General features: G+C 73.4%; 19 protein-coding genes and 1 pseudogene. 12 read left to right on the top strand and 8 right to left on the bottom strand.

The annotated features are described in order from the left end of the window. Positions 1-9: 9 nt before the first annotated feature. Positions 10-663 (bottom strand): response regulator, encoded by a 654-nt coding sequence (locus ACQEV1_RS37135; RefSeq protein WP_433400600.1) that lies wholly within the window; start codon positions 661-663, stop codon positions 10-12. Beyond that, the gene (locus tag ACQEV1_RS37130; RefSeq protein ID WP_433400597.1) at positions 651-1,781 is read right to left on the bottom strand and encodes a sensor histidine kinase; all 1,131 of its coding nucleotides are present in this window, start codon (positions 1,779-1,781) and stop codon (positions 651-653) included. Before ACQEV1_RS37130 ends, ACQEV1_RS37135 begins: the two co-directional genes overlap by 13 nt. A gap of 131 nt (positions 1,782-1,912) precedes the next feature. Between ACQEV1_RS37130 and ACQEV1_RS37125 the strand changes: the two genes are divergently transcribed. Together ACQEV1_RS37125 and ACQEV1_RS37120 are read left to right on the top strand one after the other, a co-directional pair. Continuing rightward, the gene (locus ACQEV1_RS37125; protein ID WP_285635895.1) at positions 1,913-2,290 is read left to right on the top strand and encodes a DUF6069 family protein; all 378 of its coding nucleotides are present in this window, start codon (positions 1,913-1,915) and stop codon (positions 2,288-2,290) included. Continuing rightward, positions 2,287-3,399, top strand: coding sequence for an alpha/beta hydrolase (locus ACQEV1_RS37120; RefSeq protein ID WP_433400593.1), 1,113 nt, complete (start codon positions 2,287-2,289; stop codon positions 3,397-3,399). The genes ACQEV1_RS37125 and ACQEV1_RS37120 overlap by 4 nt, the downstream gene beginning before the upstream one ends. Here the strand turns inward: ACQEV1_RS37120 and ACQEV1_RS37115 are convergent. The 3 genes from ACQEV1_RS37115 to ACQEV1_RS37105 all read right to left on the bottom strand — a co-directional run bounded on the left by ACQEV1_RS37115 (position 3,386) and on the right by ACQEV1_RS37105 (position 4,427). Continuing rightward, complete coding sequence (locus ACQEV1_RS37115) at positions 3,386-3,664, bottom strand: hypothetical protein (RefSeq protein WP_433400590.1); 279 nt, start codon at positions 3,662-3,664, stop codon at positions 3,386-3,388. The two genes, ACQEV1_RS37120 and ACQEV1_RS37115, sit on opposite strands and share 14 nt — an antisense overlap. Further along, positions 3,649-4,185: a pyridoxamine 5'-phosphate oxidase family protein gene (locus ACQEV1_RS37110; RefSeq protein WP_433400587.1), complete on the bottom strand. Its 537-nt coding sequence runs from the start codon at positions 4,183-4,185 to the stop codon at positions 3,649-3,651. Before ACQEV1_RS37110 ends, ACQEV1_RS37115 begins: the two co-directional genes overlap by 16 nt. Before the next feature lie 80 nt (positions 4,186-4,265). Next, entirely contained in the window at positions 4,266-4,427 is a 162-nt protein-coding gene (locus tag ACQEV1_RS37105) for a hypothetical protein (RefSeq protein WP_433400584.1), read from the bottom strand. Between the two features lie 14 nt (positions 4,428-4,441). On the opposite strand from ACQEV1_RS37105, the pseudogene ACQEV1_RS37100 reads away from it, so the two are divergent. Beyond that, positions 4,442-4,519, top strand: a pseudogene (locus tag ACQEV1_RS37100) (BBE domain-containing protein); the annotation flags it as partial. 22 nt (positions 4,520-4,541) lie between these two features. On the opposite strand, the gene ACQEV1_RS37095 reads toward ACQEV1_RS37100, so the two are convergent. From ACQEV1_RS37095 to ACQEV1_RS37085, 3 genes are all read right to left on the bottom strand, one after another. After that, complete coding sequence (locus ACQEV1_RS37095) at positions 4,542-6,626, bottom strand: prolyl oligopeptidase family serine peptidase (protein ID WP_433400581.1); 2,085 nt, start codon at positions 6,624-6,626, stop codon at positions 4,542-4,544. Positions 6,627-6,860: 234 nt separating this feature from the next. After that, positions 6,861-8,444, bottom strand: coding sequence for a glycerol-3-phosphate dehydrogenase/oxidase (locus ACQEV1_RS37090; protein WP_433400578.1), 1,584 nt, complete (start codon positions 8,442-8,444; stop codon positions 6,861-6,863). Between the two features lie 64 nt (positions 8,445-8,508). Beyond that, positions 8,509-9,093: a TetR/AcrR family transcriptional regulator gene (locus ACQEV1_RS37085; protein ID WP_285635907.1), complete on the bottom strand. Its 585-nt coding sequence runs from the start codon at positions 9,091-9,093 to the stop codon at positions 8,509-8,511. 36 nt (positions 9,094-9,129) lie between these two features. On the opposite strand from ACQEV1_RS37085, the gene ACQEV1_RS37080 reads away from it, so the two are divergent. The 9 genes from ACQEV1_RS37080 (at position 9,130) to ACQEV1_RS37040 (ending at position 19,474) form a co-directional block, all read left to right on the top strand. Further along, positions 9,130-10,713, top strand: a complete 1,584-nt coding sequence (locus ACQEV1_RS37080; protein WP_433400575.1) for an FAD-binding oxidoreductase — start codon at positions 9,130-9,132, stop codon at positions 10,711-10,713. A gap of 76 nt (positions 10,714-10,789) precedes the next feature. Next, a complete protein-coding gene (locus tag ACQEV1_RS37075; RefSeq protein WP_285576318.1) occupies positions 10,790-11,671 on the top strand; it encodes a diacylglycerol/lipid kinase family protein in 882 nt (293 codons plus the stop codon). A gap of 118 nt (positions 11,672-11,789) precedes the next feature. Next, positions 11,790-12,464, top strand: a complete 675-nt coding sequence (locus ACQEV1_RS37070; protein ID WP_285635911.1) for a hypothetical protein — start codon at positions 11,790-11,792, stop codon at positions 12,462-12,464. Between the two features lie 70 nt (positions 12,465-12,534). Then, complete coding sequence (locus tag ACQEV1_RS37065) at positions 12,535-12,933, top strand: YccF domain-containing protein (RefSeq protein WP_285635912.1); 399 nt, start codon at positions 12,535-12,537, stop codon at positions 12,931-12,933. Positions 12,934-13,265: 332 nt separating this feature from the next. Next, a complete protein-coding gene (locus ACQEV1_RS37060) occupies positions 13,266-14,420 on the top strand; it encodes an RNA-guided endonuclease InsQ/TnpB family protein (RefSeq protein ID WP_432705952.1) in 1,155 nt (384 codons plus the stop codon). 196 nt (positions 14,421-14,616) lie between these two features. Next, positions 14,617-14,895 (top strand): hypothetical protein, encoded by a 279-nt coding sequence (locus ACQEV1_RS37055; RefSeq protein WP_285576325.1) that lies wholly within the window; start codon positions 14,617-14,619, stop codon positions 14,893-14,895. Positions 14,896-15,315: 420 nt separating this feature from the next. Continuing rightward, positions 15,316-16,179, top strand: a complete 864-nt coding sequence (locus ACQEV1_RS37050) for an oxidoreductase (RefSeq protein WP_285635918.1) — start codon at positions 15,316-15,318, stop codon at positions 16,177-16,179. Positions 16,180-16,257: 78 nt separating this feature from the next. Next, positions 16,258-17,763, top strand: a complete 1,506-nt coding sequence (locus ACQEV1_RS37045) for a metallophosphoesterase family protein (RefSeq protein WP_285635921.1) — start codon at positions 16,258-16,260, stop codon at positions 17,761-17,763. A 70-nt stretch (positions 17,764-17,833) separates the two neighbouring features. Continuing rightward, positions 17,834-19,474, top strand: coding sequence for a bifunctional 3'-5' exonuclease/DNA polymerase (locus tag ACQEV1_RS37040; protein ID WP_433400568.1), 1,641 nt, complete (start codon positions 17,834-17,836; stop codon positions 19,472-19,474). Positions 19,475-19,478 lie beyond the last annotated feature (4 nt).

The raw sequence follows: 19,478 nt of genomic DNA, 5'->3' as shown, positions 1-19,478 counted from the left end.
CCGTTTCGGCTAGCTCAGGCCCGCGTCGTGGGCCAGGAGCGCGATCTGGGTGCGGTTGTCCAGGCCGAGCTTGGTGAGAATGCTGGAGACGTGGGCCTTGACCGTCGTGATGCCCATGGCGAGCTCCGCGGCGATGTCGGCGTTCGTCCGGCCGCGGGCGATCGCGAGGGTCACCTCGTGCTCGCGTGGGGTGAGGACGGCCAGCGCGGCGCGGGCCCGCTCGTAGGTGCCGGTCTGGGTGACGGTGCGGTCCATGAGCCGCCGGGTGATGCGGGGGGACAGGATCGGGTCTCCCTCCGCCACCCGGGTGACCGCCTCCACGATCCGCGGAGGCGAGGTGTCCTTGAGCAGGAACCCGCTGGCGCCGGCGCGCAGTGCGTACAGGATGTTCTCGTCGGTGTCGAAGGTGGTCAGCACGATCACCTCCGGGGGACGAGCGCGGGCGCGCAGCCGGCGGGTGGCGGTGATGCCGTCGACGCCCGGCATCCGCAGGTCCATGAGGACGACGTCGGGTGCGTGGGCGTCGGTGGCGGTGATGGCCTCCTCGCCGTCGGCGGCCTCGCCGACGACGGTGATCCCGGCGGCGCCGTCGAGCATCATCGACAGCCCGGCACGGACCATGGCGTCATCGTCGACCAGCAGCACGCGGATCACGCGGGCCATGGTAGCGACGCCTGGAGCCGGAACTCCCGATCGGCGATCCGGTGGTCCAGCCGCCCGCCGGCCAGCCGTACCCGCTCGGTGAGCCCGACCAGGCCCAGACCGCTGCCCGGCACGGCCGGGGCCGAGTCCGCCGCCGGCAGCGGGTTGCGGATGTCGATCAGCAGGTGCGTGCCGGGACCGCCGTGCAGCAGCACGTCGACCGGCCGGCCGGGAGCGTGCTTGCGCGCGTTGGTCAGCCCCTCCTGCGCGACCCGGTAGGCGGTCCGGGCGGCGGCCGGCGGAAGTGTCGTGGCGTCGGTGACCTCCTCGCGCAGGCGTACGGGCTGGCCCGCCTCCTGCGCCTCGGCGACCAGGCGGGGCAGGTCGGCCAGCGTGGGCCGGGGTTCCAGGTCGTCGTGCCCGTCGTCTTCCTCGCGCAGGAGGCCGATCACCTGACGCAGCTCCTCCAGCGCCTGGTGCACGCCGGTGCGGACCACCCCGGCCGCGCGGGCGAGCTGCTCGGGGGAGGAGTCCGGGCGGTACTCCAGCGCTCCGGCGTGGGTGGCCACCAGCGACAGCCGGTGGGCCAGCACGTCGTGCATCTCCCGGGCGAGCGTGCGCCGCTCGGCCATGCGGGCCTCGGCGACCCGCCTGCCCTGCTCGGCCTCGGCACGCTGGGCGCGCTCGTACAGGGAGATGAGCAGCGCGCGGCGCGAGCGGGCCAGCGCGCCCCAGCCGAGCAGCGCGCCGTACGCGGCGAAGATCAGCAGCAGCCACCAACCGAGAGAGATGCCGGAATTGGGCCGCCACAGTCGCTGGACCACGTGCGCCGCCATGCCCGCCGCCGTCACGGCCACCGCGATGGGGAACCGCCTGCGCTGGGCCGCCTGCAACGCCCCCATCGTCGCCGCCGGCGTGGCCACCGGGGAGACCGCGGCGAGCAGGGTGGCGGCGAGCGCGCCGGAGACCGGCCACCGCAGCTGGGCGAGCGCCGCGAGCAGGCTCGCGACCGCGACCGCGGCATCCAGCACGAACAGGGACCCGCCCTTCTGCCCCCACAGGGACACGGCGGTCAGCCCGCCAATTCCGAGGGCCACACTCGCCACGGCGACCGTACGCGGGGATCGGCATCGGTTCACGGGCTCAAGCTAGCCGCCGGTCCGGCGGGGCCGTCACCTACCAAAGTCGGAGCCGGCCCCCACGCGGGACGGACACGGTGCGACCGCGCGCCCGATGCGGCGGCCCGGCCGGGCGGGCGAGGCTGCTCGGCGTGAACACCTCTGTGCGAAGACTCTTCATCACCGTGCTCGGCGCACCCGCCGTCGCCCTGGCCGTGTGGGCCCTGGCGGTGCCGCTGGCCGGAACCACGCTGACCGTACGGTCGGGCGGTGGCGAGCAGACGGTCGGGCCGGTGGCCGTCGCGGTGGCGAGCCTGCTGGCCGGGCTCGCGGGCTGGGCGCTCCTGGCCGTCCTGGAGCGGTCGGCGGCCCGGCCCGGCCGTACCTGGACGATCATCGCCCTGGCGGTGCTCGCCCTGTCCCTGACCGGCCCGCTCGGCGGCGCGGCCGGAGCCGCCGCGGCGCTGGTGCTGGTCCTGCTGCACCTGGCCGTCGCCGCCGTGCTCGTCACCGGGCTGGTGCGCCGATGAGCCTGCCCTACGGCTATCTGGTCACCGTGGGCCTTCTCGCGGCCGCCGCCCTGCTCACGCTGGCCGCGCCGCGCCGGCCCCGGCCGCTGGCCATGCTGAGTTTCCGGCTCGGCGTGGTCGTCAACGAGCTGCCCTTCGTGGCGCTCGCCTGGCTCCTGGCCGCCACCGCCCTGGCCCTCGCCGAGGGCGACCTGGCCGCACCGGCCGCCGCCGTGGCGGTGGCGGCCCTGGTGGGCCCGGGCGCGGGTCTGGGGGTCGTGGCGTGGCGCGGCGGCCGGGCGCTGCCCGCCGTGCGACGTGCCATGGGGACGGTGCCCGTCGCGCGGCGTCTGCCGTACGGGCGCATCCTGTTCCGGCCCTTCTTCCGCCGTCGCCGCGCGGTGGAGCGGATCCCCGGCCTGACGTACGGCCCGGCGGGCCGGCGCAACCTCCTGGACCTCTACCGTCACCGCTCCCGGCCCACCGGGGCCCCGGTCCTGATCCACCTGCACGGCGGCGGGTACACGGCGGGCCGGAAGAACAGCCAGTCCCTTCCCCTCCTGCACCGGCTGGCCGGCGAGGGCTGGGTGTGCGTGAGCGCGAACTACCGCCTGAGCCCGCAGGCGACCTTCCACGACCACCTGGTGGACGCCAAGAAGGTGATCGCCTGGGTCCGGGAACACGGCCCCTCCTACGGCGCCGACCCCGATCGGATCGTGCTGGCGGGCAGCTCGGCGGGTGCTCACCTGGCGGCCCTGGCCGGTCTCACCGCGGACGACCCCGCCTTCCAGCCCGGCTTCGAACCCGCGGACACCTCCGTCGCGGCGGTGATCGGTCTGGGCGGCCACTACGGGGCGTACGACGAGGCGGACCCGCGGACCTCGCCCTTCGCCCATGTACGGCCGGACGCACCGCCGTTCTTCATCGTTCACGGCGATCACGACACCCTGACGCCGGTCGAGACGGCCCGGCTCTTCGCCGAACGCCTGCGCGCCGTGTCGACCCGGCCGGTCGTCTACGCCGAACTGCCCGGCGGGCAGCACGCCTTCGACCTGTTCCACTCGCTGCGTTTCGAAGCCGTCATCAACGCCATCGACGCCTTCGCCGGGTCGGTGCTCACGCAGCGTTGAGCTCGGCCGTGGTCAGGTCCGCGAGCCGCCGCGCGGTCGTGAAGTGGGAGTCGATCAGGTCGGCAGGGCCGATGCCACGAGGCATCGCCGGCACGCCGGCCGAGTGCGTGAGCACGTGCCGAAGAGTCGCGGTCGCCTTGCCGCGGGCAGCGTGATGGTAGACGGCGACCTGCAAGCCGGTCTCGGCTCCGGTGTCGACGAGTTCGTCGAGGACGCTCTGCACCTTGTGCTGCAGTGCGGGCGTCGTCGTCACCGGCTCGGCCACGTGTAGCGAGTCTGGCCGGCCACCGGCAGCTTGCCGAAGGCGAATCCGACGGCCGGCGCGACCCGGTACAGCCTGACGTCGCCGGCGATGACGGCCTCGCCCAACCGGTACCAGGTGCCCTCGGGGCTGGTCAGATGCGCGCCGTACTTCCGCTCGAAGTCCGCGACGGCCTGTTCACGCTCGGAGCGCTCGTCCACCAGGGACGCGACTCCCTCGATGACGACGTCCACACCGGTCAGGGCGTTCGTACCGGTCGTCAGCACACAGCGGGGATCGTGCTCGAGGTTCCGCGCCTTGCGCTCCTGACCACCCGTGGTGAAGCACAGGCCACCCAGACTCCACACCGCCAGCAACGGCGTCACGTGGGGTCGCCCGTCGGGTCGCACCGTGGACAGCCAGAACACCTCCGCCTCACCGAGGACCGCCGACGCCGACGCCCACGGCGTCGCTCGCGCGTCTGGAGACGAGAACGGCCCCAGCTCGGCATCCGGTTCGTCGTCGGCGGCGGCAAGCCGGCTCATCATGCCCTCCAGTAATCGTCATCTGCGGTCCTGATGGTGACTCGAACTCGCCGGGAAACTCATCGGTCGCCTCCCTCCCGTCATCCGATCGGTGGGGTGGACATTTCGTGGGCGGCGGGTACGGGCCGCTGGCCCGGCGGTACGGCTCGGTGGTGGATCACCTGTACGGGGTGGAGGTCGTGGTGGTCGACCGCGACGGCGCCGCCCGGGGACACCGCGATCGCGCAGCGGGACGTGGTCATGAAGGCGGTCTACCAGACGAGTGAAGGCCCGCTGGGACCCGCGCAACGTCTTCCGGCACGCCCTGGCCGTCGAACCTCCCCTGGTCGGCTGACGAGCCGGGCGCCGCGCCGGGGTCAGTCCTTCCGGTGGGTGTCCGCGCCGAGCGCGCCTTCCAGGAACTCCGCCTCCAGGACGAGCATGTTCTCGGCGATCTCCTCCTGCGGCGTCATGTGCGTCGCGTCCGGCAGCGGCAGCACGGTGTGCGGTCGCCCGGCGGCCGTCAGCGCCGACGAGAGGCGTAGCGTGTGCGCGGCGAAGACGTTGTCGTCCGCGAGTCCGTGGATCAGCATGAGCGGCCGCCGGAGGTGTTTCGCGTCGGCGAGAAGGCTTGAGCGGTCGTACGCTTCGGGGTTCTCGTCCGGATGGCCGAGGAAGCGCTCGTTCCAGTGGGTGTCGTACAGCCGCTGGTCGGTCACTGGCGCGCCGGCCACGGCGGCGTGGAAGACGTCGGGTTCGCGCAGCACGGCGAGCGCGGCGAGGAAACCGCCGAAGGACCATCCGCGGATGCCGACCCGGTCCAGATCGAGGTCGGGATGGCGCGCGGCGGCCGCGTGCAGCGCGGCCACCTGGTCGGTCAGCGCGAGCTCCGCGCGGTCGCCGTAGATCGCCCGTTCCCAGGCGGGGCCGCGGCCGGGCGTGCCGCGGCCGTCCGCGACGATGACCGCGAAGCCACGGTCGGCGAACCACTGGGAGACCAGGTACTGGTTCCGCGCCGCCAGCACGCGCTGCGCGGCGGGCCCACCGTAGGGGTCCATCAGCACCGGCAGCCGTCGCGACCCCGGTGTGTGCCCGGTCGGGAAGAGCACGGCGGTTCGCAGCTCCCCGTCTCCCATGCGCAGGAGTTCCACCTTGGGCGTCAGGACGGGTTTCTCGGCATGCGAGGTGATCGACGCGGCCGGCCGCCCGTCCCGGTGCACGGTCACCTGGGCGCCGTCGTGGCGCAGGGACTGCGCGACCACGACGGTCGTACCGCCCGCCCGGTGACCGTGGTGGACGCCGGGCGCGTCGGCGAACGGCGTCACCCCGGTACTCGGCGCGTACGTCCACAGGCCGATCTCCGTGGGCTCGGTGGACGCGGTGAACAGGACGGTCTCGCCGTCGACTCCGAGGACCTGACGGACGTGCAGGCGGGGTGGCGTGACGGGTTCGTCGTCGAGGAGCAGGCGCCGGCAGTCGTCCAGGTCCGCGGTCCAGACGAGGCGGCCGCTCTCGGTGAGCGCCGGCACACCCGGCACGATCTGCACCCAGTACGGGTCGGTGTCCTCACGTCGTGGGCGTGTCGTCCCGGTCAGCGGGTCCACCGCCAGCACCCGCATCGTCCTCTGGTCGCGGCTCTGCACGGCGATGAGCGGCTCGGGCCCGCTCCAGCAGACGGCGGTGACGTACTCGAAGGCGGCGCGGTCCCAGTCGACGGCCACCCGGCCGCCGTCCAGGCCGACGATCCACAGGGACACGTCGGCGTTGCGGGTGCCGGCGGCCGGGTAGGCGATCTCGGCGGGCGGCCTGGCCGGGTGCGCCGGGTTGGCGATGTACCAGCGCTGTACCGGTGCGTTGTCGACCCGGGCGACCAGAAGGCGAGAGCCGTCCGGTGCCCACCAGAACCCACGGTGACGGCCCATCGACTCGGCCGCCACGTGCTCGGGGAGGCCGTAGGTCACCTCCGGACCCTCCGGTGTGGCGAGCGCGCGGTCCCCGGAGCCGTCCGCGCCGATCACGCGCAGGGATCCGCCGGACACGTAGGCGACCGTGGCGCCGGGCGGGTCGGGGCGCGGTCCGACGACCGGGCCGGTCGCGGGCAGCTCCACCGCGGACGGGGCTGCGAGGTCGGCCAGCCACAGCCGTCCGGACAGCGCGTACGTCGCCTTGGTCAGCGCACGGTCGGTGGCGTACGCGGTCACTCCCGCGCTCTGCTCGCGGGCGCGCTCGCGCCGTGTCGCCTCGGCCGGTGACAGGGCCTCGGTGGCGTCTCCGGGGTCGGCGATGAGCCGCTCCGCGCCCGCGGTGACGTCGAACTCCCACAGGCAGGTGATCGGATCGCTCCCGTCCCGCGACCGCAGGAAGACGACCCGCCGGCCGTCCGGGGAGATGGTGAAGGACCGGGGGACCCCCAGGCTGAACCGGCGGGTGCGTGCGTGCTGTCGGGGCAGGTCGAGGGTCACTTGTCCTCCATCGCGAGTCCGTCGGCCGCGTCGCGCCGGTCGTGGCGGCCGAGGGGCTGGCGGCACGTCGCCCTCGCGCCGGAACCGGGCGTGCCACGCGCAGAACACGGTGCCCGGCCGGACCCTCCCGCGCAACCGGTGCGACCGCCACCGGACCAGCGGTGCTGGGAGGAGTCCATGGTCATCCGTGTCCATCCGCACACGCGGGTGGCGGGGAACTCGTCCCCGGCCGGGTCAGAGGCGCAGCTCGGCCCGGCCGAGGGCGCGGCGGGCGGCGGGCAGGGCCGCCTCGCGGTCGGCGGCGATCAGGCCGACGCGGGTGCGGCGGTCGAGCAGGTCGCCCTCATCCAGCGCGCCCTCGTGGCGGACCGCCCAGGCCAGCTCCGCCCCGATCGTCGCCGAGCCCGGCGCGACCGGCTCCAGCAGCGCCGGGTCCTCGGCGGCCAGGGCCATGACGTCGCGCGCCTCCGTGCCGTACCGGTGGACCAGGTGGGCCGGCGCGACCAGCCGGGACAGATCCGCCGCCGGGCCCGCGCCCACGAGCGGCAGCCGGGCCGTACGGCACGGGCCGGCCTCGACGCCGCGGCTCGCCAGGGCGGCGTCGACCGCGTCCTCGGCCATCCGGCGGTACGTCGTGAGCTTGCCGCCGACGATCGTCACGACGCCGTTCGCCGCGGTCAGCACGGCGTGGCGGCGGGACAGGTCGGCGGTGCCGCCCTCCGCGCCGTACAGCAGCGGCCGCAGCCCGGCGTACGCCCCGGCGACGTCCGCGCGGCGCACGGGCACGTCGAGGGCCGAGTCCAGCAGGTCCAGCAGGAACCCGATCTCGGCCTCCGAGGGCTCCGGCACGTCCGGGACCGGCCCGTCGACGGGCTCGTCGGTGAGCCCGACGTAGATCCGCCCGTCCTCCTGCGGCAGCACGAGCGCGAAGCGGCCCGCCGAGCCCGGCACGGGCAGGTGCAGCCCGGTGGCGAGGCCGCCCAGGCTCTCGGCGCGCAACACGAGGTGGGTGCCGCGCGAGGGCCGTAGGCGCACGCCCTCGGCGAGGCCGCCCGCCCACACGCCCGTGGCGTTCACGACCGCCCGGGCGCGCAGGATGAACTCCGCCCCGGTGAGTTCGTCGCGCACCTGCGCGCCGTCGCCGGTCAGGGTGAGCGCCCGGCAGCGCGTCAGGACGCGTGCGCCGTGCGCCGCCGCCGTACGGGCGATCGCGGTGACCAGGCGCGCGTCGTCGGTGAGCTGCCCGTCCCACGACAGCAGCCCGCCGCGCAGCCCGTACGAGCGCAGCGCGGGCGCGAGCCGCAGCGCCTCCACCGTGCTCAGGCGGCGCGGCCGGGGCAGCGCGGCACGGTGGGTACGGGCCGACATCCGCAGCACGTCACCGGCCCGCATCCCGGCCCGGGCGAGGGCCACCGCGGACGCCGGGACCTGCGGCGTCAGCGGCAGCACGAACGGCAGCGCGCGTACGAGGTGGGGCGCGGTGCGCTCCATGAGGACGCCGCGCTCGACCGCGCTCTCGTACGCGATGCCGAGCTGCCCGGAGGCGAGGTACCGCAGGCCGCCGTGGATCAGCTTGGAGCTCCACCGCGACGTGCCGAAGGCGAGGTCGTGCGCGTCGATCGCGGCCACGGACAGACCGCGCGAGGCGGCGTCCAGCGCGACGCCGGCGCCGGTCGCGCCGAGCCCGACGACCAGGACGTCGACGGCCGTGCCGTCGGCGAGCTCGGCCAGCTCGCGGGCGCGCCGCGCGGCGTTCAGCGATGAGGCGGGAGACGCGGGCGGAACGGCCGCCTCGGCGGGCCGGTGGAGACGTGTCATGGAGCCTCCTTCGTCGGGGGGAGTGACCACGGGTGCGTGTTTTCGATTCCCTCGCTCCGCTCGGTCATGGCGCGAGGTACCTTTCGAGAATCTGCCGGAGCTCCTCGTCGAAGGCGGCCGCCGACAGGGCCGGACCGTCGCCGGTCATGGTGTGGCCGGACATGGCGAAGGACTGGAGGACGAGCAGCAGGGAGCGCGCCTGCCGGACCGGGTCGCCGGCGCGCACGCTGCCGTCGCGGTGGCCCGCCCGCAGCGTCGCCTCGATCGCGCGCAGCATGGCGTCCTGGCTCGTGCCGCGCCGCTCGAGGATGTAGGGGAGCAGGACCTCGGGGTCGACTTCCATGATCTTGAGGAAGAGAGGGTGCGCGCGGAGGGCGCCGACCCCGGCGACCAGGGCCTCGACGGCCTGGACCCGTACGGGTGAGCCGTCCTCGGGCGGCGCTACGCGCGAGACGACGGAGGCCCACTCGCGGGTCATCAGGTCGGCGACCAGCGTCCGCACGTCCGGCCAGCGCCGGTAGATGGTCATGCGCGACACTCCGGCGCGGCGTGCGACGTCGGTGAGCGTCGTACGCCGCACGCCCACCGCCAGCACACAGTCACGTGTCGCGTCCAGCACGGCATCCTTCTTGTGACGAATCGACGCCATATGTCACAGTGTAACTGCGCTGGTGAGGGGGTAGCGATGCCGATCGTGGACATGTTGTGGAGCGGCTGGGGTGATCCGGAGCGGGCCGAGCGCCTGCCGGAGTCCGTCGCCGGACTGCTGCGCGAGTTGCTCGGCGTGCACGCCGAACCGGCCCAGCCGGTCAAGCTCGCCGAGATCGAGCCGCCGCCGGCCCGGCCCGTGCCCGGCGCCCTGGAGGACGTCGTCGGCGAGGAGCACGTGCGCGCGGACGCCGAGACCCGCATCCGGCATACGCGCGGCAAGTCAACGCCCGACCTGCTGCGCATCCGCGGGGGCGACGCCGGCGGCGCGCCCGACGCGGTCGTGCTGCCCGGCTCCCACGACGAGGTCGCCGCGGTGCTGGCCCGGTGCGCCGAACACCGGGTCGCCGTCGTGCCGTTCGGCGGAGGCACCTCCGTCGTCGGCGGGCTCGCCCCGGAGGCGGGCGGCTACGCGGCGGTGATCGCGCTCGACCTGCGGCGCCTGGACCGGCTCGTCGGCCTCGACCCCGTCTCGCGCACGGCCACGCTCGAGCCGGGGCTGCGCGCGCCGCGCGCCGAACGGCTCCTGAACGAGCAGGGCTACACCCTCGGCCACTTCCCGCAGTCGTTCGAGTGGGCGAGCATCGGCGGGTTCGCCGCCGCGCGGTCCTCCGGGCAGGCGTCGGCCGGGTACGGGCGGTTCGACGAGATGGTCGCCGGCCTCACGCTCGCCACGCCGTCCGGCACGCTGGAGACCGGCCGCGCGCCCAAGTCGGCGGCAGGGCCCGACCTGCGCCAGCTCGTACTGGGCTCGGAGGGTGCGTTCGGCGTCATCACGGACGTGACCGTGCGGATCCGGCCGCTGCCCGAGACGCGCGTGTACGAGGGCTGGCTGTTCCCCTCGTTCTCCGAGGGCGTCACCGCGGTCCGCGCCCTCGCCCAGGACGGCCCGCTGCCGACCGTGCTGCGGCTCTCCGACGAGACCGAGACCATGATCGGCCTGGCCCGGCCGGACGAGCTGGGCGAGCGGAACGACGCGGGCGGCTGCCTCGCGGTCTGCGGGTACGAGGGCACCGCCGCCGAGGTGCCCGACCGTCGTGCGAAGGTCCGCGCGGTGCTCACGTCGCTCGGCGGCGCCTACCAGGGCGAGGAGCCGGGGGAGAGCTGGGTGCGCGGCCGGTTCTCCGCGCCGTACCTGCGGGACGCCCTGCTCGACGTCGGCGTGCTCGCCGAGACGCTGGAGACCGCCGGCTTCTGGTCGAACCTGTCGCGCCTGTACGACGCCGTGCGCCTGACCCTCTCCCGCGAGCTGCCCTCGTCGGTGGTCATGTGCCACGTGTCGCACGTCTACCCCGCCGGCGCGTCGCTGTACTTCACGGTCGTCACCGCGCAGGGGGAGCGGCCGGTGGAGCGCTGGCGGGACGCCAAAGCGGCGGTCAGCGACGCGATCATCGAGGCGGGCGGCACGATCAGTCACCACCACGGCGTCGGCGTCGACCACCGCGACTGGTACGCCCGCGAGGCGGGCCCGCTCGGCGTCGCCGTGCTGCGGGCGGTGAAGGACCGGCTCGACCCCGAAGGCATCATGAACCCGGGCGTGCTCATTCCGGGGGAAGGCTGATCCGTCCCGGGCCCCGACCCCGTACGATCCCGCGCAGAGCCCGCTCGCAGGCGCGGGCCCCGGACAGGAGACCGACATGCGATCGTTCACCGCCGTGGTGAACCCGGCCGCCGGCAGCGACCCGGCCGCACGCCTCATCCCGGTCGCGCGGCGGCTGCGCGAGGCCGGCGCCGAGGTCGCGGTGGAGTACAGCCGCAGCCTCGAGCACGCGGGCGACCTGGCGCGGGAGGCCGCCGAGAAGGGGCACGTCGTGATCGCGACGGGCGGCGACGGCATGGTGGGCGGCCTGGCCGGGGCGCTCGCGGGCAGTGACGCGGTCCTCGGCATCCTGCCCGCCGGGCGCGGCAACGACTTCGCCCGCCAGCTCGGCCTGCCCGACGACCCCGAACGCCTGGCCGACCTGCTGCTGTCGGCCGAGCCCACGGCGATCGACGCGATCGAGGTGACCTCCGGCGACGGCACGACCAATGTCGTGGCCGGCAGCGTGTACGGCGGCGTCGACTCGGTGGCCAACGCGCACATCAACCGGCTGACCCGGCTGCCGGGCTCCCTCGCCTACTACCTCGGCCCGCTGCGCGCGATCGCGACGTGGCGGCCCGTCGCGTACCGCATCACGGTCGACGGAGAGACGCGCGAGGAGCGCGGGTACACCGTCGTCGCCGCCAACTCCGGGTACTACGGCTACGGCCTGCACGTCGCGCCGGACGCCTCCGTCTCCGACGGGCTGCTCGACGTCGTCATCATCCGGCACGCGCCCCGCCGCCTGTTCTTCGCGGTGATGCGCGAGCTGCCGCACGGCACGCACGTACGCCGCCCGGAGATCGAGGTGCTCCGCGGACGCGAGGTGCGCGTGGAGGCCGACCGGGAGATCCCGTTCGGCGGCGACGGCGAGCTGCTCGGCACCCTGCCGGCGACGATCCGGGTGCTGCCCGGCGCGCTCCGGGTCATCGCGGCCTGACCTGCCGCCGGGGGACACTCTCCTGGCGGCCTGGTGAAGCTTGCCCGGCGCTTTGCCGCACGGCGACCGGCCACCGGGTACGTTGCCGAGTGCGATCGGTGAGCTGGGGGCGACCACTGTGAAACACGCGCTCGCCGTCCTGGCCGGCATCGCCGTGGGGCTGCCGGTGATGGCGGCTCTCGCGTCCGCGGGCGGGCACACCGCGGGTGCCCTGCCGGACCGCTACGTGCCGTGGGCGCACCACCTCCGCGGCGGGTACACCACGATCAGGACGCCGGTCCGCCCGTCCCGCGCACGGACCCGCCACCGGTCCCGCGTGCTCATCTCCACCTCGCCCGCCTCCGCCGGCACGCCGTCGCCGACGCCCGCCGGCCGGCTCGTCCGTCACGCCCGGCCCGCCGAGGCCGCCGAACCCGCCGACGGCCTGCAGGTCTCCATCGAGGCCCCGCACTCGGTCCGGCCCGGCGGCACCTACGCGTACCGGATCCGCCTGGCCAACCGCGGGCGCGCGACGCCGGGTGAGATCACCGTACGCAACACGCTCCCGGCGGGCGTCGAACGGACCAGCACGTCACTGCCGGGCGGCGCCGGAGGCTACGCGGGCGGCCGCGACACGACACTCGTCCTGCCCCGGCTCGGCCCGGGCCGCTCCGCCACCGCGCGCTTCGTCGTACGGGTCCGGCCGAAGGCCCGCGGCGAACTGGTCGCCCGCACCCGGATCGCCTCGATCGGCGGCGCACGGGTCCCCCGCACCGGCACGAGCGTCTCCCACGTGGCGACCAGAGTTCGCTGATCCACCGGAACCGCGGGCCACCCGTGCTTCGTCTCACCTGTGACGACCGCGACACGGGAAGGCAGGGAGCATGCGTACGCTGCTCAACCTCATCTGGCTGGTGCTCTCCGGGCTCTGGATGGCACTCGGGTACTTCCTCGCGGGGATCGTCTGCTGCGTGCTCGTCGTCACCATCCCGTTCGGCGTCGCGGCCTTCCGCATCGGCGCCTTCGCACTCTGGCCGTTCGGCCGGACCGTCGTGCGCAAGCCGAGCGCCGGAGCGATGAGCACCATCGGCAACGTCATCTGGTTCGTCGTCGCCGGTCTGTGGCTGGCCATCGGGCACCTGCTCAGCGGCATCGCGCTGTGCGTCACGATCATCGGCATCCCGCTCGGCCTGGCCAACTTTAAACTCATCCCGGTGTCCCTGATGCCGCTGGGCGCCGACATCGTCGACGCCGACGACCCGCGCGTCCTCGTCGCGGCCTGAAAGCTTTTGGTCGTACAACCGTGGGACGCCCGGACGCCCGGACGCCCGGACGCCGGGACGCCGTCTGCCGTCGGGAATGTTTGTGGTTTATTTCCGCGTATGGTGGCTCGCTCTCGCCTGATGGCTAGTATCCCGCTGTCCGTATCGACGATCGGAATCTCGTTCGGTTGGACCACCCCTAAATATGAGTCCGCGGCGGAAGGGATTGCTTCTGAGGAGTGCTGTCTAGCCATGTAGCAGCGGTTCGGAAAGCTGTCGGTCAGGTCAGGCGCTTCCGTCGCATATTTGGATTCGGAGTGCATCGGGGCGATGTCGGCAATACGATGCGGGTCGTGAAGCTGGTGGTGCAGGTCAGACTAGCCCCGGATGGGGTGACCGAGACGGCCCTGCGGGAGACGCTGCGTGTATGCAATCTAGCGGCGAACTACGCCTCCCGCCGCGCTTTCGACACTGGCGTTACGGGCAAAATGCCCTTGCAGCAACTCGTATACGGCGAGTTGAAGCAGATGGGGTTGTCGGCGCAGCCTGCGATTCACGTGGTACGAAAGGTCGCCGGGGCCTATGCCACGCTGAAGGCAAATCTGAAGGCGGGGAACTATGGTCCGGACGGTTCAAGGCGCCGTGCCAAAGCCGAGAGCACGCCGCTCCGGTTCCGTAAGGACGCCGCCCAGCCCTTCGATGATCGTTGTCTGTCCTGGCAGCTTGATGCCCGCACGGTGTCGATCTGGACCGTCCGTGGCCGCTTAGGCCGTATCCCGTTCCAGTGCTCCCCGAAGCAGATGAAGATGCTCATCGAGCACCGGCAGGGTGAGTCAGATCTCGTGTTCCGGGGCGGAAACTGGTACCTGTACGCGACCTGTGATGTGCCTGAAGCCGATATGCGCGAACCCGAGGAAGGGTTTCTTGGGATCGATCTCGGTATCGCGAACATCGCCGTCACTTCCGACGGTGCCGTCCACGCCGGCAAGCATTTGAACCAGGTCCGGCACCGCAACCGTCGACTCCGTCGACGTCTCCAGAAGAAGGGCACCAAGTCCGCGAGACGGCTGTTGCGAAAGTTGTCGGGCCGGGAGTCGCGTTTCGCGGCCGACATCAACCATTGCATCTCCAAGAAGCTGGTGACCGAGGCTGAACGCACCTGTCGTGGTATCGCCCTGGAAGACCTGGGTGGTATCCGCGAGAGGGTACGGCTCCGCAAGCCCCAGCGGGTCACTCTCCACTCTTGGAGTTTTCAGCAGCTCGGCGCCTACATCGCCTACAAGGCGGCCCGCGCCGGGGTGCCGGTGGTGTTCGTGGACCCGCGCTACACCTCGCAAGGTTGTAGCGAGTGTGGCCATATCAGTAAAAGGAATCGGCCCGATCAGACTACTTTCCGGTGTACGTCGTGCGGCTTCGCTGAGCACGCCGACGTGAACGCAGCCCGCAACATCGCCACACGCGGCGTGGCGGGCTGGGCAGTGAGTCACGCTGCCGACGACGCGGCCTGACCCGTACCCGCCAGGTACGGTACAGAGCCGCAAGCTTGGCCCTCGATGGCTGAGAAGCTGACGCTCATCCCGGTGTCGTTGATGCCGCTGGGCGCCGACATCGTCGACGCCGACGACCCGCGCGTCCTCGTCGCGGCCTGACTCCTCGCCTTGCGGGTCTCGACAGCGGAGGGTGTCCGGGTCCACACTGGCCCCCATGCCAGGGGCCTCTCCGCTGCCCAAACAGGGCGACGTGTTCTTCGACTGCCGCAGGCCGGACCGCTCGTTGCGGATCAGCCGCCACCCGGACGCCGGAGTGGTCGTGCTGAGCATCTGGAACGGCGGCGTCTGCCAGGGAACATTCCAGCTACCGGCCGACCAGGTCGGCATGTTCGCGGACGCACTGCTCCACGGTCCACCCCCGGAAGCCGCCGCGGAGACCGCCCCCGAACTCTTCCGCACCGGCGAGTACAACACGCACCCCCGCATCGCCTGAACAAGGGGCCCTGATCGTCGCCTTTGGGGCGGGGGTCTTCAGCGTTCACGTCGCGCCTCGGGTGACCGACCCCGTCCGCCCGGGATGTGCCGTCCCGCGTCGATAGCACGTCGGGTGCTGCTTCGCACGGTGGCTGCTTCTGTCTCGCCCGTGGGGCGTGGTGGACCAGCCGCCCGCACGACGGGTGCGACGGGCGAGTCGCCCGCCCGGGCGGTGTGATGGAGGAGTCACTCGCCGGGCGGGGTGCGGTGGGCGAGCGGACCGCCGGGCGGCGTGCCGGCGGGTGAGGCGAAGATATGCGCCACCCGTGGACCGGGGGTGGGCTGATTCCAACCGCAACGTTTTGGTTGGGCTGCCCGAGCGCTAGCATCGGCGCTTGCAACTCCAACGTTGGAGATGACACTCAGAGAGGCGAACGACATGGCAGACAGCGCTCCCGGCGGCACCCTTCGGCTCGCGGACGATCTCGTGCTCAGCCGCATGGGCTACGGCGCGATGCAGCTCGCCGGGCCCGGGGTGTTCGGGCCGCCCAAGGATCGGGCCCAGGCCATCGCGGTCCTGCGCGAGGCGGTCGAGCTGGGCGTCACCCACATCGACACCAGCGACTTCTACGGCCCGGCCGTCGTCAACGAGCTCATCCGCGAGGCGCTCCACCCCTACAAGGAGGACCTGCGCATCGTCACCAAGGTCGGCGCGCGGCGGGACGAGAACGGCGGCTGGCACCCTTCGCTGGAGCCTGCCGACCTGCGGAAACAGGTCCACGACAACCTCCGGCACCTCCGTGTCGACGCGCTGGACGTCGTCAACCTGCGGCTGTCGGCCGAGGGCACCGGCGAGGAGTCCGTCGCCGAGCAGTTCGGCGCCCTGGCGGAGCTGCGCGAGGACGGGCTGATCCGCCACCTCGGCCTCAGCGGAGCCACCGCCGCCCAGCTCACCGAGGCGCAGGGCATCGCGCCCGTCGTGACGGTGCAGAACCTGTACAACCTCGCGAACCGGCAGGACGACCCCCTCGTCGACCGGTGCGCCGCCGAGAACATCGCCTATGCCGCGTTCTTCCCCCTCGGCGGGTTCAGCCCGATCCAGTCCCGTACGCTCACGGACGTGGCGGCGCGCCTCGGCGCCTCACCGCAGCAGGTCGCGCTGGCCTGGCTGCTCCGGCGCTCGCCCACGACCGCGCTCATCCCGGGGACCTCGACCCTCGCCCACCTCCGCGAGAACGTCGCCGCCGCGGACCTGGCGCTGCCGCCCGACGCGGTCGCCGAGCTCGACGCCATCGGCGGCTGAGCGGCCCACCCGCGCACTTTCGCCTGGAATGGCGCGAACACGGCGTGTCGCCGCTATTACGGCTGTTACGGTGCCGCCGTGCCCCCCTCTGCGCCTCTGTCCTCGCGTCACTCACCGGCCGGCGCCGGCTGGTCGTGCGACGAGCCGGGGACCTACACCGACCTCATGCCGGCCCGGGTCCAGAACCTGTCCTGGCTCAACCCCGCCGTCCTCTGGCGGTCGCGCAACGACGTGCTGGCCCGCCGGTTCGGCGATCCGACCAACGACGAGCGGCGCCGGTGGGTGGCCCGCCAGCTCGGTGCGGGTGCGCCGCCCGACTTCGCCATCCCGCGCGACGACCCGTCGTCGTTCTCGTTCATGGTGCTGGGCGACACGGGGGAGGGGGACGCCCCGCAGTACGCCGTGGTGCCCGGGTTCCTGAAGATGAGCGAGGACACGCGGTTCGCCGTCATCGCCAGTGACGTGATCTACCCGACCGGCAGCGTCAATGAGTACGGACCCAAGTTCTTCCGGCCGTACAAGGACTACGACGCGCCCATCTACGCCGTGCCGGGCAACCACGACTGGTACGACGGGCTCGGCGGGTTCATGCGGATCTTCTGCGGCGCGCCCGAGCTGCCTCCGGAGGGCCGGCCGCGGCTGCTGTCGCGCGCCTGGTGGCGGCGGCTGTTCTGGAAGAACCCGGACGTCCCCGACGAGACGCTGCTGGCCGAGGCCGAGAGCCTGCGGTCCCGGCCGGAGCAGCGGGCCGGGCAGCCCGGCCCGTACTGGATGATGGACGCCGGTCCGATCCGGATCATCGGCATCGACACGGGCATCCTCGGCGGCATCGACCGCGAGCAGGGCGCGTGGCTGCGGAAGGTCTCCGAAGGCCCCAAGCCGAAGATCCTCATCACCGGCAAGCCGCTGTACGTCGACGGCGCCCACCATCCGGGTCCCATCGAGGGCGGCGGCACGGTCGATGAGATCGTCCAGGACCCGGCGTGCAACTACGTGGCGGCGATCGGCGGCGACATCCACAACTACCAGCACTATCCGGTCAAGGTCGGCGACCGTACGATCGAGTACGTCGTCTCCGGGGGCGGCGGCGCGTTCATGCACGCCACGCACACGATCCCCAAGGTGAACGTCGGCGGCGTCGGCGAGGACGACTTCCGCTGCTACCCGCTGCGCGGCGACTGCCTGGCCTTCTACGGCCGGATGTACGGGCGGCGGCTGCGGATGCGGTGGCTGTTCGAACTGACCAGTGAGCAGGCCGCGGCGGTCATCGCCCAGCGGCTCGGCATCCCGCCGAGGCGGGAGACGAACGCACCGGTGACGTGGCGCACGCGGCTGGTGGCGACCCTCCTGGGCGTACCGGGGCGCCCGCACCGCCACCGGGGGTTCCGGCTGCCGGTACGCCGGGCGTACCAGCGGTTCCTGTCCCCGGCCTCCGCCTCGTACGGGCCGCCGCTGTTCAAGAGCTTCCTGCGGATCGACGTGACGCCGGAGCGGCTGCGCATCCGCTGCTTCGGCGCGTCCGGCTGCCGGGAGCACGAGGTGGCACCGCCCCTGGAGGACGAGATAACGATTCCGCTCACCTGACGGGCGACCGGCGGGTACGCCCCGAGGGCCGGGACCGCGACTGTCGGACGTCACGGGCACAATCGGGAGCATGCGGATCGCGGTCGCCGAGGGGCCGGACGACGGAGGCGTGCTGTGCCCCGTCGCCGAGGACGGCGCGCCGCTGGAGCCCGCCGAGCCGGTCGCCGACCTCGTCGCCGCCGTCGCCGCCCGCGAGGCGCGGGCGAAGGAGCGGGGCGACCCCGCCGGCGTGCGCTGGGTCTGGCCCGCGACCGCGCGGATCTACCCGCGCTTCCTCCGGGCGGGCGTGCGCCTGGCGCGGTGCCACGACCTGGAGCTGGCCGAGATCCTCCTGCTCAACCACGCCGGCCGGTACGGCGAGCCGCGCTCGCTGCGGGCCGCGTTCGCCCGGCTCAACGGCTCGGCGGTGCCGGACGACGTCGTCCCCGGCGACGGGCCGCCGACGCTGTTCGACGAGCGGCCCGCCGACGACATCGACGCCGTCGTCGCCGTCCACGCCGAGCAGCAGCGACGCGCCGCCGAGACCGGCATGCGCCTCCTGGTCGCGGCGGAGTCGGCGGGCGGGCTCGCGGCGGCGGAGATGGGCCACGACGGGCTGCCCTGGCGGCCCGACGTGCACGATGCCCTGCTGACCGAGCTCATGGGCCCGCGTCCCGCGCCCGGTCTGCGGCCGCGCCGGCTCCAGGAGCTGGCCGACCGGATCGGTGAGGCGTTCGGGCAGCGGATCAACCCCGACTCGCCGGCGCAGGTGGTCAAGGCGTTCGCGGCGGCGGGCGTCGGCATCTCCTCCACCCGGTCGCACGTGCTCAAGAACGTCGAGCACCCGGCGGCCGGGCTGCTGCTCGCCTACAAGGAGCTCGCCCGGCTCCACGTCGCGCACGGCTGGTCGTGGCTCGACTCCTGGGTGCGCGACGGCCGGTTCCGCCCGGAGTACGTCGTCGGCGGCGTGGTGTCCGGCCGGTGGGCCACCAACGGCGGCGGTGCGCTGCAGATCCCCAAGGTGCTGCGGCGCGCGGTCGTCGCCGATCCCGGCTGGACGCTCGTCGTCGCCGACGCCGCCCAGCTGGAGCCGCGCGTGCTCGCCGCTCTCGCCGGCGACCGTGCCCTGGCCGCCGCCGCGGGCGAGAACGACCTGTACGCCGCGCTGGCCGGCGTGTTCGGCGGCGCGCGCGACAAGGCCAAGATCGCGCTGCTGTCGGCGATGTACGGCGGCACCAGCGGCGAGGCGCCGCAGCTGCTCGCCGTCATGCGCCGCCGGTTCCCCGACGCGTACGACTACGTCGAGGCGGCGGCCCGTACGGGCGAGGCCGGGCGGCTGGTCCGCTCGCGGTTGGGTCGCACCTGCCCGCCGCCCTCGCACGAGTGGCGCGACCTGGCCGTGCAGGACGACGGTGGCGCCGCCGTGCGCAGCCGGGGCCGGTTCACCCGCAACTTCGTCGTCCAGGCCAGCGCCGCCGACTGGGCGACGGTGCTCCTGGCGGCACTGCGCCGCCGGCTGACCGCGCTGGAGACCGTGCCGGAGCGAGCGCCGCGCCTGGTGTTCTTCCAGCACGACGAGGTGATCGTGCACGCGCCGGAGCACCACGCCGAGGCGGTGGTCGCCGCCATCCGCGACTCCGCCGCCGAGGCCCGCCGTCTGGTGTTCGGCGACACCCCGGTCCGCTTCCCCATGGAGGCGGTCGCGGTCCCCTGCTACGCCGACGCCAAGTAGAGGG

Origin of the sequence: Actinoallomurus sp. CA-142502 (assembly GCF_050936355.1) — a bacterium.
Taxonomy (GTDB): Bacteria; Actinomycetota; Actinomycetes; order Streptosporangiales; family Streptosporangiaceae; genus Actinoallomurus; species Actinoallomurus iriomotensis.
The sequence above is the reverse complement of the archived record's forward strand: the minus strand, read 5'-3'. Positions and strand labels throughout refer to the sequence as shown.

Bases quoted from the DNA above. Each gene is read 5' to 3' on its own strand.
- ACQEV1_RS37135 (WP_433400600.1), bottom strand. From the start codon at position 663: ATGGCCCGCGTGATCCGCGTGCTGCTGGTCGACGATGACGCCATGGTC.
- ACQEV1_RS37120 (WP_433400593.1), top strand. From the start codon at position 2,287: ATGAGCCTGCCCTACGGCTATCTGGTCACCGTGGGCCTTCTCGCGGCC.
- ACQEV1_RS37110 (WP_433400587.1), bottom strand. From the start codon at position 4,185: ATGAGCCGGCTTGCCGCCGCCGACGACGAACCGGATGCCGAGCTGGGG.
- ACQEV1_RS37105 (WP_433400584.1), bottom strand. From the start codon at position 4,427: ATGACCACGTCCCGCTGCGCGATCGCGGTGTCCCCGGGCGGCGCCGTC.
- ACQEV1_RS37090 (WP_433400578.1), bottom strand. From the start codon at position 8,444: ATGACACGTCTCCACCGGCCCGCCGAGGCGGCCGTTCCGCCCGCGTCT.
- ACQEV1_RS37085 (WP_285635907.1), bottom strand. From the start codon at position 9,093: ATGGCGTCGATTCGTCACAAGAAGGATGCCGTGCTGGACGCGACACGT.
- ACQEV1_RS37080 (WP_433400575.1), top strand. From the start codon at position 9,130: ATGCCGATCGTGGACATGTTGTGGAGCGGCTGGGGTGATCCGGAGCGG.
- ACQEV1_RS37075 (WP_285576318.1), top strand. From the start codon at position 10,790: ATGCGATCGTTCACCGCCGTGGTGAACCCGGCCGCCGGCAGCGACCCG.
- ACQEV1_RS37065 (WP_285635912.1), top strand. From the start codon at position 12,535: ATGCGTACGCTGCTCAACCTCATCTGGCTGGTGCTCTCCGGGCTCTGG.
- ACQEV1_RS37055 (WP_285576325.1), top strand. From the start codon at position 14,617: ATGCCAGGGGCCTCTCCGCTGCCCAAACAGGGCGACGTGTTCTTCGAC.
- ACQEV1_RS37050 (WP_285635918.1), top strand. From the start codon at position 15,316: ATGGCAGACAGCGCTCCCGGCGGCACCCTTCGGCTCGCGGACGATCTC.
- ACQEV1_RS37040 (WP_433400568.1), top strand. From the start codon at position 17,834: ATGCGGATCGCGGTCGCCGAGGGGCCGGACGACGGAGGCGTGCTGTGC.